Genomic DNA, 12,432 nt, shown 5'->3' on the forward strand with positions numbered 1-12,432 from the left:
GATCCGGCGTCCGAAGATCCGGCGCCCGAAGATCCGGCGCCCGAAGACCTCGCCTCCGTCCTAGCTCTGGACGAGGGCCGCCGCCGCGTGCAGTGCCTTGACGGCGGCCCTGATGGAGGGCCGCCGTCCGGCGTCGGTGCGCCAGACGGCGTACACATGGCGCCGTACGGTGTCACACACCGGCAGCAGTCTGACCCCCGGCGGGACGGGCCCCCGGCCCAGCCGGGGCGTCACGCACACGCCCAGCCCGGCCTCCACGAAGGCGAGCTGCGTGTGGTGTTCCTCGGCGATGTACGCGATGCGCGGCTCGATGCCGGCGCCGCGCAGGGTGAACACCAGCCACTCGTGGCAGAACTGCCCCTCGTTCCACGAGATCCAGTCGTCGGCGGCGAACTCGGCGAGGGAGATCTGCCCGCGGTCGGCCAACGGGTGCCCGGCCGGGACCGCGATGTCGACCGCGTCGTCGAGGAGGTGCGCACGCGTCAGTTCGGCCGGCACCGGCATCCGCTTGTTGTACCAGTCGATGGCCAGGGCCATGTCGAGGTCCCCGCGCACGACGGCGGCCATGCTCGCCTCGGGCTCCTGCTCCCGTACGAGCGACCGCAGTTCCGGATGGCCGGCGCGCAGGTCGGTCAGCGCGTGGGGCAGCAGCCCGCGCATGGCGGTCGGGAAGGCGCCGATCCGCAACTCGCCCACCGCGCACCCCCGCTGGGCCTCCACGTCGGCCTGGGCGAGTTCCACCTGGGAGATGATGCGGGCGGCGTGATCGGCGAGCAGCCGCCCGGCGTCCGTGAGCCGTACGCCGCGCCCGTTCTTGGCGAGCAGCGGCTGGCCGACCTCCCGCTCCAGCTTGGCCATCTGCTGGGAGACGGCGGAGGTGGTCACATGAAGCCCGCCCGCGGCGCCGCTGACCGACCCGTGGCGGGCGAGCGCGTCGAGGGTGCGCAGCCGCTCTAGATTCAACATGTAAGCGATGCTACGTCGTCCCTTGCAGGAAGTCTCGCTTGTCCTACGAGATCACCCGCAGCAGAGTAGGGCGCATGAGCGCACCCGTCACCTCCCGCCCCGCCGCCTCCCCCGACCTTTCGCCCGCTCCCGCGACGTCCGCCCGGCAGAGCACCGGCACGCGCACGGGCACAGGCACGGGCACCTGCCTGGACTGGCGCCTGCGCTTCACCGTCCTCTCGGTGGTCTGGGGCTTCAGTTTCCTGCTGATCAAGGTGGGCACGGAGGCGTTCGCACCCTTCCAGGTCGCCCTCGGCCGGGTGTTCTTCGGCGCGCTGGCCCTGCTCGCGGTGCTGCTGGTACGCCGCGAGCCGCTGCCCCGCGGCCTGCGCACCTGGGGCCACCTCACCGTGGCGGCGCTGCTGTTGAACACCGTCCCGTTCTCGCTCTTCGCCTACGCCGAGCTGACCATCCCGTCGAGCCTGGCCGGCATCTGCAACGCCACGTCCCCGCTGTGGGGCATGGCGCTGTCGCTGGTCGCCCTCTCCGAGGACCGCCCGACGCGCCGCCGCTTCGCGGGCCTCGGCATCGGCTTCCTCGGCGTGCTGACGGTGCTCGGCGCCTGGCAGGGCTTCGCGGGCGTCGACGCCAAGGGCACCGCGCTCGCCCTGCTGGCCTCGCTGTGCTACCCCATCGGCTGGATCTACGTACGCCGCACCTTGGCGGGCACCCCGGGCTCGCCGGTGGCGCTGACCGGGGCCCAGCTCCTGGTCTCGACCGTCCAGCTGGCCGCCGTCAGCGCGGTCTTCACCTCCGCCCCGGCCTCCTTCCCGCTGTGGCCGACCCTCGCCGTGATCGCGCTGGGCGCCCTCGGTACGGGGATGGCTCTGCAGATGCAGTACGGCCTGGTGTCGGAGGTCGGCCCGACCACCGCGCAGATGGTCACGTACTTCATCCCGGTGATCGCCACCACGGCGGGCGTCCTGGTCCTCGGGGAGCAGCTGCACTGGAACACCCCGGTCGGGGCCGCCATCGTTCTGGCGGGCGCGGCCCTGACCCAGTCCCGCCGCCCCCGCCCCACCCCACAGAAGACCGCCTGAGGCCTGCTAGCCTCCGGACGATCATCACACCGCCTGGGGGCACCTCTTGAGCTTGGCCTTCGTCCTTCTGACCGCAGGTCCCCTCCGTCTCCTCGGGTGCGCTGCGTCGCGCTGAACGTCCGCGGATCGGCCGTGTCCCTGGAACGCCGGGCGGCGGCCAACGCGGAGCTGGCCATGCACGCCCGGGGGGACCTCGGCCCGCCCCCGCGGGTCATGTCCGCTCAGGTCTAGCGTTGCATGGCCACGGTGGTGGCCCTCTGCGGACTCGTCTTCACGCTGGGCGGGCTCCTGGAGCTCCGCTGACCCCCGGGGCCGACCCCGTCCGGCCCCGGGGGTCAGTCGAAGCGGCCGCCCGGTAGCGGCCGTACCGCCGCGGCGACGGCGTCGGCCAGGCCGGGCACCTCTCCCATCCCCAGCTCGGAGACGGTGATCCGCACGCCGGGCCCCGACTCCACGCGGAAGCGGGCACCCGGCGCGACCGCCCATCCCGCCGTCAGCAGCCGCGTCACCACCGCCGTCTCGTCGGCGACCGGCACCCACGCGTTCATCCCGCTCCGCCCGTTCGCCCGCACCCCCCGCTCCGCCAGCGCCGCGACGAGGCCGTCGCGCCGCTCCCCGTACGAGCGCGCCACCGCCGCCCGGTCCACCGCGCCGGAGGTCCACAGGTCCACCACCGCGTACTGGAGCAGCCGGCTCACCCATCCCGGCCCCAGGCGCTGCCTGCCCCGGACCCGGTCCATCGTCACCGCGTCGCCCGTCAGCACCGCGAGCCGCAGGTCCGGCCCGTACGCCTTCGCCGTCGAGCGGATCAGGGCCCAGTGCCGCGTGACACCACCCAGCGGGCACAGCGGCAGGGCCACGATCCCGTGCCCGTGGTCGTCGTCGATGACGAGCACGTCCGGACACCCGGCCAGCAGCTCACGCAGCACCTCCGCGCGCGCCGCGCCCACCACCGCCCCCGTCGGGTTCTGCGCTCGGGCCGTAACCACCAGGGCCCGGGCCCCCGCCGCCAGAGCGTGCTCCACCGCGCCCGGCACCGGGCCGTCGTCGTCCACGGCCACCGGGAGCACCCGCAGGCCCAGCGCGGGCGCGAGGTCCAGCACACTGCCCCAGCCGGGGTCCTCGACCGCCACCGCGTCCCCCGGCCGCAGGTGGGCGGCCAGCACCCGCTCGATCCCGTCCAGGGCTCCCGAGGTCACCGCCATGGCCCCGGCGGGGACCCCGTCCGCCTCGAAGTCGGCCCGGGCGAGGCGGGCGAGGTCGGGGAGCACCGGGTCCTCCCCGTAGCGGGTCGGCGCCTCGGCGTACCGGCGGGCGGCCGCCGCCAGGGCCCTGTCCAGGGAGGGCAGCAGCGACAGGTCCGGATTGCCCTGCGCGAGATCGCGTACGCCCTCGGGCACCGCCATCCGCAGCGCGTCGCGGGGCGCGGTCACCGGGCGCGCGCGCACCCGGCTGCCGCGCCGCCCGTCGGTTTCGATGATCCCGCGCTCGCGCAGCGTCCGGTACGCGGCGGCCACGGTGTTCGGGTTCACGCCCAGCGCACCCGCCAGCTCCCGCATCGGTGGCAGCAGCGCTCCCGGCGCCAGCGCGCCCGATCCCACGCCCGTTTCGACACTGGCCGCGATGTCCGATGCGCGACGCCCTGTGATCCGATAGTCTTCTAGCACAAAGCTAAGTATGCACTAGTACAACGGAGTCCGCATCATGACCGCCACGCCCGCCGCCTACGAGCCCACCGACCGCACCGTCCCCAGCCGCTCCCGTGACCGGGCGCGCTACGACCGCGAGACGGTGCACTCGATACTCGACCAGGCCTACGTCTGTCACCTCGGCTTCATCCGCGACGGCGCGCCGGTGGTCCTGCCCACCCTCTTCGGCCGGGTCGGCGAGAGCCTCTACATCCACGGCTCCACCGGCTCCCGCCCGCTGCTCGCCGCCGGCAAGGCGGACCCGGGCCTGCCCGTCTGCCTGACCGTGACGCACGTCGACGGCCTGGTGCTGGCCCGCTCGGCCTTCCACCACTCGCTCAACTACCGCTCGGTGGTCGTCCACGGCACCGCCTACGAGGTCACCGACGAGGCGGAGCGCCGGAGGGCACTCGACGCCCTGGTCGACCACGTGGTCCCCGGCCGCTCCGCCGACTCGCGGCCCGCCAACGCCAAGGAGCTCGCGGCCACGGCCGTGATCCGCCTGGACCTGAACGAGGTCTCCGCGAAGCTGCGCACCGGCGGCCCGAACGACGACGCCGAGGACCTGGACCTGCCGTTCTGGTCGGGCGTGGTCCCGGTCGCGCCGGCGTACGGCACTCCGGTCCCGGCCGCCGACCTGGCCCCCGGCATCGCCACCCCGGACTACGTCACCGCGCTCTGAGCCTCGGGAGCGGGCCGCGGCACCGGATCACCGGCCGGCCCGCCCGCAGGCCGTCGTACCTCGGCGCCGATCAGCGCGACCACCGCCGCCAGCAGCAGTACGGTGCCCAGCACGACCGCGCCGGTGAGCCGCTCCCCGAGCAGCCAGACGGCGATCACCGCCGCGCTCACCGGCTCGATCAGCATGATCACCGACACCGTCGCGGCGCGCACCGAGGCGGCGCCCGTGAAGTAGAGCGCGTACGCCAGCGCCGTCGGCACGGTGGCGACGTAGACCAGCAGCCACAGCACCCGCCCCAGTTCGGCGGTGTGCGGAAGCAGCCCCTCCATCGCGGCGAGCGGCAGCAGGCACACGGTGCCCACCGCCACCGACCACGCGGTGGTCACCAGCGGGTCCCCGCCCGCCCCGCGCCGTCCGAGCGACCGGGCCCGCAGGGTCATCGCGGCGTACCCGGCGGCCGAGAGCAGCGCCCAGCCGACCCCGGTCGGCCGTACCTGCGCGTCCCCGGAGCCCAGCACGAGTACGGCGAGCCCGCCGAGCGCACCGCCGACGGCGGCCACCCCGCCCCGGCCCAGCCGTTCGCCCATCCAGTACCGGGCGCCCAGCGCGATCAGCACGGGGCCCGCTCCCAGGGTGACCACGGTGCCGACGGCGAGGCCGGTCTCGCGCACCGCCGCGAAGTAGGCGGCCTGGAACAGGGTGAAGAGCAGCCCGGTCCCGATCAGCGAGGCCGCCGACGGCCGCCGCACCCCCGACGGACGCCGCCGCGCGCCCGGCCGGCGTACGGACAGCACCCCGAGCAGCACCACCAGCCCGCCGGCACACCGCCAGAACGACAGGGCGAGCGGGCCGAGATCACTGGCCAGGAAGAGGAGGGAGGCCGCCGCCCCGGCGGTGCCCCAGGCGGCTCCGGCGACGACGAGATACAGCAGACTGCGCCCGGCAGCGGGCGAATGGTTCGACACGAAAGTCTCCGCGCATGCGTGAAGGATGAGAGAAGCAGGTCATCGCTTCGCGGGCAGCGCGAACCCGCCCGGGAACTCCCGGGCCGGGTCTCGTCACATCTGGCAGCCGCCCGCGCTAGGCGGCGGGAGGGGGAAGCACAGTCGAAGGCATGGTCGGCAGCCTATCCTCTTGCCAGAGCTCAGGCGCGCGTGGTCTCCCGCTCCGGCGCCAGCGGATCAGCGAGGTCAGCCGTCCCCTTCGGGGCCGGCCGGGCCGGGCGCGAGGACTGCGCGATGAACGCACCGCCCAGCACCAGCGCCCCGCCCACGATCTGCGGGGTCGAGAGGTATTCGCCCAGCAGCACCCATGCCAGCACGGTGGCGATGACCGCCTCCAGGCAGGCCACCACACCCGCCACCTGGGGCGAGAGACTGCGCACCGACACCACCCCGGTGAGGTACGCGAAAACGGTCGCGATCAGCACCACCCAGCCCAGCAGGGCCAGGGCGGGCAGCATCACGTCGCCGAGCGCCGCGTCCCCGGCCAGCACCTGCCAGTCCATCCGCCAGGGCCGCGCGATCGCGGTCATCACGACGGCGCCGACGATCATGCCGTACGCGATCACGCCCAGCGGATCGGGCACGTCGTCCCCGTCGGTGCCCTGGTCCGCGAAGACGAAGTAGAAGGCCTGGCAGCAGGCCGCAGTGAGGCCGAGCAGCACTCCGAGCGGGTCCAGGCTCAGCCCGGCCCAGATCTCCACCACGCAGGCCAGCCCCACGACGGCGACCGCCGCCCCGGCCGCGGCCGCCCGCGTCACCGGCTTGCGCTGCACGAAACGGATCCAGCCGAGCAGCAGCGCCGGGCCCAGGTACTCCAGCAGCAGGGCCACGCCGACCGGGATCCGGGACAGGGAGGCGAAGTAGAAGGCCTGCACGCCCGCGACGGCGATCAGCCCGAAGCCGGCGAGCAGCAACGGCTTGCGCCGCACGAGATCGCGGTGCCGCCAAGCCAGCGGGGACAGCACCAGCGCCGCCCCGGCCACCCTCAGCCACACCACGTGCAGCGGGTCCAGACCCGCCTCGATCAGCGGCTTCGCCGCGACTCCGGAACCACCGAACGCACACGCCGAGATGAGGGCGAGGCCCAGTCCGGCGTTCTTCCCTGACGCTTGCATCGAGCCATCATGGCAGGGCCGGTCAGTACCGTCACGAGCGTGACGCCTGTTGAGACGGACCCGACATCCGGGTCTCCGACAGCCGTCACATCTGACAGGTCGTCAGCCTTGAATGTTCCGGCCGCCGGGACTACGTTCCGCCGCACGTACCCGACGAGAAGGGGTGGTCGCATGGCCGAAGTCACCGCGGAATCACGCATCGAGGCGCCCGCCGCGAAGCTCTGGGCCCAGCTGACGGACTGGGACGCCTACGGCGAGTGGAGCATGACCCACACCAGCTTCCCGAAGGGCGGCCCCGAGACCCTCGCGGTCGGGTCCACCTTCGCCGAGAACATGAAGATGATGGGCTTCCCCGCCGAGGTCCTGTGGACCGTTTCGGAACTGGAGGCCGAACGCCTCTTCGCCATCACCGGCAAGGGACCGATGGGCGTGGCCGTGCTCACCCGGTACACCCTGACCGCGGACGGCGAGGCCACCACGGTGCGCATCGACGGGGAGTTCACGGGCGCCGCCGTCTCGCTGATGGCGGGCAAGCTCAAGGACTCGGCCACCGCCGCCCTGAACGAGTCGCTGCGCAAGCTGGCCGGCCTGGTCGCCTGAGACCCTCGTACCGCGCCGACGCGCCGGTGCGCCGGGATCGGGGCGCGTACGTCACCGCGCCGGGCCCGGCCGCGCTCCTGCTCGGATCCGGCCCGGCGGCCGCCGTCGCAGCCGCTTCGCGTGCTCCCGTCCCCGTGCGACCAGTGACGAGGAGCACGCGAAGCACTCCACGCGGGCCAGGCCAGACACCACGAATTGGCCTTTGTCCGTGATCACGTAAGGCCCCTACCGTCGGGGCATGCGCATCCGAATCGTCGACGCCTTCACCGACCGCCCCTTCCGCGGCAACCCCGCAGGAGTCCTGCTCCTCGACGGCCCCTTCCCCGCGGACGCCTGGCTCCAGCAGGTCGCTGCCGAGGTGAACCTCTCCGAGACCGCCTTCGCCCACCCCCTGCCACCCGGCGGGGACGCCGACTGGGCGCTGCGCTGGTTCACCCCGACCGCAGAGGTCGACATGTGCGGCCACGCGACCCTCGCCACCGCCCACGTCTTGAACGAGAACGGCCTGGCAGCGAAAGACCCCGCCCGGGGCCCGATCCGCTTCAGCGCCCGCTGCGGCGTCCTGACGGCCGAGGCCCGCGAGGACGGCACGATCACGATGGACTTCCCGACATCCTCACTGACGCCGGTCGACCCGGTCGCCGAAGTGAGCCGCGCGCTGGGCGCCGAGATCAAGTCGGTCCACGACACGTCCGCCCACATCGGGGACCTCGTGGTGGAACTGGCCGACGAGCGGACCGTACGGGAACTCACCCCGGACTACGCGGCCCTGCGCGGCTACGCACGCCGCGGCGTGATCGCCACGGCGGCCGCCGAGGATCCCTCCCGCGGCTACGACTTCGTCTCCCGCGGCTTCTTCCCGGCCTTCGGCATCGACGAGGACCCGGTCACCGGCAGCGCGCACACCGCGCTCGCCCCGTTCTGGGCGGCGCGCCTGGGCCGCACCGAGCTGACCGGCCTCCAGGGCGGAGCCCGTACCGGCCTGGTCCGCGTCACCCTCGCGGGCGACCGTACGCTCCTGACCGGACACGCGGTCACGGTCATCGACGGCGAGCTGCTCACCGCCCCCTGACCGGCAGGGGCTGCCCCACGGGGGTGGGCTGCCCTACGGGGTGGGCAGCCAGCCCACCTTGCCCGCGAGCAGCGCGTACCCGCCGAAGGCCACGATGTCGAGCAGCGCGTGGGCGACGACGAGCGGCCCCACCCGGCCCCAGCGCCGGTACGCCAGCACGAAGACGACGCCCATCACCACATTGCCGATGAAGCCGCCGATGCCCTGGTAGAGGTGGTAGGAGCCGCGCAGCACGGAGCTGGCCAGCAGCGCGGCCATCGGCGACCAGCCCAGCCCGTCGAGCCTGCGCAGCAGATAGGCCAGCACGATGACCTCCTCCACCACGGAGTTCTGCACCGCGGAGAGGATCAGCACCGGGAACTTCCACCACACGTCGGGCAGCGACTCCGGCACCACCGTGAGGTTGAAGCCCGTGGCCCGCGCCGCGAGGTAGAAGGCCAGCCCCGCGCTGCCGATCCCGGCGGCCACCAGCGCGCCCCGCGCCAGGTCCCACACCGGCCGGGTGCGGTCGAAGCCCAGCACCCGCAGTCCGGGCGCGCCCTCCCGGGTCAGCAGGTGGGCGACCAGCAGGACGGGAACGAGCGCGCTCGTGATCCCGAACAGCTGCCAGGCCAGGTCGAGCCAGGGCCGGCCCGGCGCGTACGAGCCGTTGAGCGTGGCGGCCTGGTCCTTGAGCCCGCCCGGTTTGGTGAGCGAGCCGATGAAGCTGATCAGCGACGAGACGCCGCTCGCGCCCAGCGACAGCGCGAGTACGAGCAGCGTCTCGGTGCGCAGGACGCCCCGCCGCTCGTCCTCGCGCAGCTCCACGACCACCGGCTCCGCCCGCACGCCCGACTCCCGTCCCGCCATCCCACCGCGACATCCCGCGACCACCCCATACTGCCTCCTCGGCGGCCGGCGGGGCTCATCGCGGTGGGATCACGGGACTCATCGGGCTCACGGACTCACAGGGCTCGCGCGGATCAGCGCCCGACCACCGCCGTGACCTCCACCTCCTCCTCCGCGATCCCGACGGGCCAGGTGTGCACGGGCTCGCCCCGGTGCATCAGCCGGCTGTAGCGCCGGGTGGTCGCGGCCAGCGCGGCGTCCCGCTCGAGCCCGCTCGCGAGCGCCCGGTGGTAGGTGTCCACCTGCCAGGTCGCCCCGTTCACCCGGCGCCGGCACCGCTCCTCGATGATCCCGAGGTAGTGGTCCCGGTCGGCCGGCGCTATGCCCCACGCGTCCAGGCCGGCCGCCGCCATCGGCAGCAGCTCGTCCAGCACCAGCCGCACCGCCGGTACGCTGACCAGCCCCCCGGCCCGGCCCCGGCGCGGCCAGCGCAGCCGCGCGTCGATCCCGTACCGGCAGGCGGCGTCGAAGTTGGCCTCCGCCTCCGCGAACGGCATCCGCGTCCACACCGGCCGCTGCTCGTCGGCGAGGGTGCGCACCAGACCGTAGTAGAAGGCGGCGTTCGCCACGACATCGGCGACGGTCGGCCCGGCCGGCAGCACCCGGTTCTCCACCCGCAGATGCGGCACCCCGTCGGCGACCCCGTAGACGGGCCGGTTCCAGCGGTAGACCGTGCCGTTGTGCAGCACCAGCTCCTGCAGGCTCGGCACCCCGCCCTCGGCCAGCACCCGCAGCGGCTCCTCCTCGTCGCAGATGGGCAGCAGGGCGGGGAAGTAGCGCACGTTCTCGGCGAAGAGCTCGTACGCCGAGTCCACCCAGCGTTCCCCGAACCAGGTGCGCGGCCGCACCCCCTGCGCCTGGAGCTCGGGCGGCCGGGTGTCGGTGGCCTGGGTGAACAGCGGCGGCCGGGACTCGCGCCACAGCTCGCGCCCGAAGAGGAACGGCGAGTTGGCGCCCACCGCTATCTGCACGGCGGTCACCGCCTGCGCCGCGTTCCACACGTCCGCGAACCGCGCCGGTGTGACCTGGAGGTGCAGTTGTACGGAAGTGCAGGCGGCCTCCGGCACGATCGACCCCGTGCTCCAGGTCAGCCGCTCGACGCCGTCGATGTCGAGCGTGAAGTCCTCTCCCCGCATCATCAGGATCTGCTCGTTCAGCAGCGAGTAGCGGTCCACCGCCGAAAGGTTGGCCAGCGCCAGGTCCGCGCGGGAGATCGTCGGCAGAATGCCGATCATCACCACGCCCGCGTCGACCTCCGCGGCCTGCCGGTGGGCATAGTGCAGCCCGGCGCTCAGTTCCTCGGCCAGCTGGTCGAATACCCTGCCGTCGAGGCGGTGCGGAAGTACGTTCACCTCCAGGTTGAACATTCCGAGTTCGGTCTGGAAATCGGGGCTCGCTATCCGCTCCAGCACCTGGGCATTCACCATTCTCGGCAAACCGTCGGCACCCGCAAGATTCAGCTCGATCTCCAGCCCCATCATGTTCTTGGGGCGATCGAACCTCTTCTCCGCCAGAAGCCGCTCCAGCCCCTCCAGGCACTCGTGAAGCTTCCTCCGATACCGCTGCCGATCGGACAGGTCGAATCCGCCTGCCACGATCTTCTCCCCCATCGAAGCGTCCCTCCTCGACTGCGCCCGGCCCCGGTGCATCCAGGCGCGCGTTACGGTCGATGATGCCCAAGCGCCGTGATCCATAACGCCGCAGGGGGCCGGTCTGGCGGGGAGCGCGCGCCGGTATGGCCGGAAGGGCGCTTCGGCACATTCGTCTGGCAAGGCGCCGCGTGCAATCTCCGCGCTGACTTTGCCGGTTCCGGATAACCGACGCTTTCCAGCCGAGCCCCTTTTTGGTAACCTCCGAGGTCAGCGCTGCTTGTTCGCGTACATCCGCCATGAATGCCATGGCAGCGGGACCGGTAAGCGTCTTGTCGACAATAGGCGGGACAGCTAGTCGAAACACCGTGTGAACACGTGTCGTATAAACTCCGCAATCGAGGCAGAGAGTTGGCGCGCGGCCATTGCCCCTCAGCCCCCCTCTGGCCCCAGAATGCGACAGCCCCGTCCGTACCTTCCCCCGCACCACAGGTCTCCCAAGTGAGAGGCGACCCACCCATGCCGCTGCATGTCACTCCGGCTCCCGCGCCCGCCCTGCGCAGCGTCCTCGCGGCACTCGGTTCTCCTACCGCCGTCCACGAGGCGCACACCCCGGCCCTTCGCGCGGTGCAGGGTCCGACGACCGCAGAACTCCCGCTTCCGGTCCACGTGCTCGACCGGCTGCACCCGTCCGGTCTCGCGGCCGGCGGAAGGCCTCCCCGCACCCGGCTGACCGGCTGGCGGTTCCTGATCCGCAGCGGTGAGCGCTTCGTCGCCGCCGCCGACACCCGCCTGACCCCGGACGGCTGGGTCTTCTCCCACTTCTTCGAGGGCCCCTACGTCGCCGCCACCGAACGCGCCCTGCGCCAGGCGGAATCGCTCGCCAAGAGCTACCAGCCGCGGCTGCTGTCCGTACCGGAGCTGTACATGCTGACCCTGTGGCTGCACGGGGCGGTCGGGGCGGACCCCGCGGCCGGTCTGCCCGCCGCCGCGGATCTGCTGGTTCCCCTGGCCCCGGCCCCACCCGGGATCGCCGCCTTCCGGCCGCATCCCGTATCCGAACTGCTGCCCGTACTCACCCACCGGCTGACCCCGCCGGCCCCTCCGGTCCCACCCTCGCTGGCCGCCCCGGCGGCCTGAGCGGCGTGCGCGGCTCGATCGCGCCGGCTCGCGTGACCCATACGGCCTAGTCCTCTCGGGCCATCCGCGAACCATCCGAAATGACAGGGGACTTGGCCTGAACCGCCCGCACGGGTGATGCGTCTTCATTCCATGAGGACAGCTGCCGGGAAATACCTGCGAAGCAGCCGTCGTGGGGGAAGACTGAGGACATCCTCCCCGCAGGTGCGGGGACGACCCAGGGGGACGGCCATGAACCACGCATCGAGCCGTAGCGAACAGACCACACCGCAGCGAAAGAACGCATCCATGTGCCAGCACCAGCCTGCCTGCCCGTCATCAGAGTCCGCCGACCGGGAGGCCGCGCGCCCTGTGGCCAACCACCCGGAGCAGGGATGGAGCCTGCTGTGCAACGGCGTACTGCTCTTCGAGGACACCGGTGAGCTGCTGCCGGACGGCCAGATCATCGCCCCGCACCGCCCGCTCGCGGCGGCCTAGGCGGAATCGGACGACGAAGAAGGGGCCGGTCCCGGAGCGGCGGGCACCGCCGCAGACGCCAAACCAGAAGGGAGCAACAAAAGGAGCGCGGACGGGGGGAGCCAACGGACCGGCGGGCCCGCCCCCCACGGA

General features: G+C 72.8%; 12 protein-coding genes. 6 read left to right on the top strand and 6 right to left on the bottom strand.

Translation table 11 applies throughout. The annotated features are described in order from the left end of the window. Positions 1-60: 60 nt before the first annotated feature. Positions 61-966: a LysR family transcriptional regulator gene (locus ACWDYJ_RS21600; RefSeq protein ID WP_451567199.1), complete on the bottom strand. Its 906-nt coding sequence runs from the start codon at positions 964-966 to the stop codon at positions 61-63. A 74-nt stretch (positions 967-1,040) separates the two neighbouring features. On the opposite strand from ACWDYJ_RS21600, the gene ACWDYJ_RS21605 reads away from it, so the two are divergent. Further along, positions 1,041-2,045, top strand: coding sequence for a DMT family transporter (locus ACWDYJ_RS21605; protein WP_451567200.1), 1,005 nt, complete (start codon positions 1,041-1,043; stop codon positions 2,043-2,045). Between the two features lie 335 nt (positions 2,046-2,380). Here the strand turns inward: ACWDYJ_RS21605 and ACWDYJ_RS21610 are convergent, their stop codons facing one another. Continuing rightward, a complete protein-coding gene (locus ACWDYJ_RS21610) occupies positions 2,381-3,712 on the bottom strand; it encodes an aminotransferase class I/II-fold pyridoxal phosphate-dependent enzyme (RefSeq protein ID WP_451567201.1) in 1,332 nt (443 codons plus the stop codon). Positions 3,713-3,749: 37 nt separating this feature from the next. Between ACWDYJ_RS21610 and ACWDYJ_RS21615 the strand changes: the two genes are divergently transcribed. Continuing rightward, a complete protein-coding gene (locus ACWDYJ_RS21615; RefSeq protein WP_451567202.1) occupies positions 3,750-4,415 on the top strand; it encodes a pyridoxamine 5'-phosphate oxidase family protein in 666 nt (221 codons plus the stop codon). On the opposite strand, the gene ACWDYJ_RS21620 is transcribed toward ACWDYJ_RS21615, so the two are convergent. Both ACWDYJ_RS21620 and ACWDYJ_RS21625 read right to left on the bottom strand, forming a co-directional pair. Next, positions 4,397-5,380 (bottom strand): DMT family transporter, encoded by a 984-nt coding sequence (locus ACWDYJ_RS21620; RefSeq protein WP_451567203.1) that lies wholly within the window; start codon positions 5,378-5,380, stop codon positions 4,397-4,399. The genes ACWDYJ_RS21615 and ACWDYJ_RS21620 overlap by 19 nt on opposite strands. A 179-nt stretch (positions 5,381-5,559) precedes the next feature. Beyond that, on the bottom strand, positions 5,560-6,534 hold the full coding sequence (locus ACWDYJ_RS21625) for an EamA family transporter (RefSeq protein WP_451567204.1): 975 nt from the start codon (positions 6,532-6,534) through the stop codon (positions 5,560-5,562). Positions 6,535-6,705: 171 nt separating this feature from the next. Here ACWDYJ_RS21625 and ACWDYJ_RS21630 point away from each other — a divergent pair, with 171 nt between their 5' ends. Both ACWDYJ_RS21630 and ACWDYJ_RS21635 read left to right on the top strand, forming a co-directional pair. Further along, a complete protein-coding gene (locus ACWDYJ_RS21630; RefSeq protein WP_451567205.1) occupies positions 6,706-7,134 on the top strand; it encodes a type II toxin-antitoxin system Rv0910 family toxin in 429 nt (142 codons plus the stop codon). A 238-nt stretch (positions 7,135-7,372) separates the two neighbouring features. Beyond that, entirely contained in the window at positions 7,373-8,206 is an 834-nt protein-coding gene (locus ACWDYJ_RS21635) for a PhzF family phenazine biosynthesis protein (protein ID WP_451567206.1), read from the top strand. 33 nt (positions 8,207-8,239) lie between these two features. Here ACWDYJ_RS21635 and ACWDYJ_RS21640 read toward each other — a convergent pair whose 3' ends face one another. Next, a complete protein-coding gene (locus ACWDYJ_RS21640; RefSeq protein ID WP_451567207.1) occupies positions 8,240-9,055 on the bottom strand; it encodes a CPBP family intramembrane glutamic endopeptidase in 816 nt (271 codons plus the stop codon). Between the two features lie 113 nt (positions 9,056-9,168). Continuing rightward, positions 9,169-10,704, bottom strand: coding sequence for a glutamate-cysteine ligase family protein (locus tag ACWDYJ_RS21645; protein ID WP_451567208.1), 1,536 nt, complete (start codon positions 10,702-10,704; stop codon positions 9,169-9,171). A gap of 498 nt (positions 10,705-11,202) precedes the next feature. On the opposite strand from ACWDYJ_RS21645, the gene ACWDYJ_RS21650 reads away from it, so the two are divergent. Both ACWDYJ_RS21650 and ACWDYJ_RS21655 read left to right on the top strand, forming a co-directional pair. Continuing rightward, positions 11,203-11,823, top strand: a complete 621-nt coding sequence (locus ACWDYJ_RS21650) for a hypothetical protein (RefSeq protein WP_451567209.1) — start codon at positions 11,203-11,205, stop codon at positions 11,821-11,823. 288 nt (positions 11,824-12,111) lie between these two features. Next, a complete protein-coding gene (locus tag ACWDYJ_RS21655; RefSeq protein WP_007262885.1) occupies positions 12,112-12,300 on the top strand; it encodes a DUF5999 family protein in 189 nt (62 codons plus the stop codon). Positions 12,301-12,432: the final 132 nt, after the last annotated feature.

The organism is Streptomyces sp. NPDC003042 (assembly GCF_053591315.1).

Bases quoted from the DNA above. Each gene is read 5' to 3' on its own strand.
- ACWDYJ_RS21640 (WP_451567207.1), bottom strand. From the start codon at position 9,055: ATGGCGGGACGGGAGTCGGGCGTGCGGGCGGAGCCGGTGGTCGTGGAG.
- ACWDYJ_RS21655 (WP_007262885.1), top strand. From the start codon at position 12,112: ATGTGCCAGCACCAGCCTGCCTGCCCGTCATCAGAGTCCGCCGACCGG.
- ACWDYJ_RS21645 (WP_451567208.1), bottom strand. From the start codon at position 10,704: ATGGGGGAGAAGATCGTGGCAGGCGGATTCGACCTGTCCGATCGGCAG.
- ACWDYJ_RS21630 (WP_451567205.1), top strand. From the start codon at position 6,706: ATGGCCGAAGTCACCGCGGAATCACGCATCGAGGCGCCCGCCGCGAAG.
- ACWDYJ_RS21625 (WP_451567204.1), bottom strand. From the start codon at position 6,534: ATGCAAGCGTCAGGGAAGAACGCCGGACTGGGCCTCGCCCTCATCTCG.
- ACWDYJ_RS21600 (WP_451567199.1), bottom strand. From the start codon at position 966: ATGTTGAATCTAGAGCGGCTGCGCACCCTCGACGCGCTCGCCCGCCAC.
- ACWDYJ_RS21635 (WP_451567206.1), top strand. From the start codon at position 7,373: ATGCGCATCCGAATCGTCGACGCCTTCACCGACCGCCCCTTCCGCGGC.
- ACWDYJ_RS21605 (WP_451567200.1), top strand. From the start codon at position 1,041: ATGAGCGCACCCGTCACCTCCCGCCCCGCCGCCTCCCCCGACCTTTCG.
- ACWDYJ_RS21650 (WP_451567209.1), top strand. From the start codon at position 11,203: ATGCCGCTGCATGTCACTCCGGCTCCCGCGCCCGCCCTGCGCAGCGTC.
- ACWDYJ_RS21615 (WP_451567202.1), top strand. From the start codon at position 3,750: ATGACCGCCACGCCCGCCGCCTACGAGCCCACCGACCGCACCGTCCCC.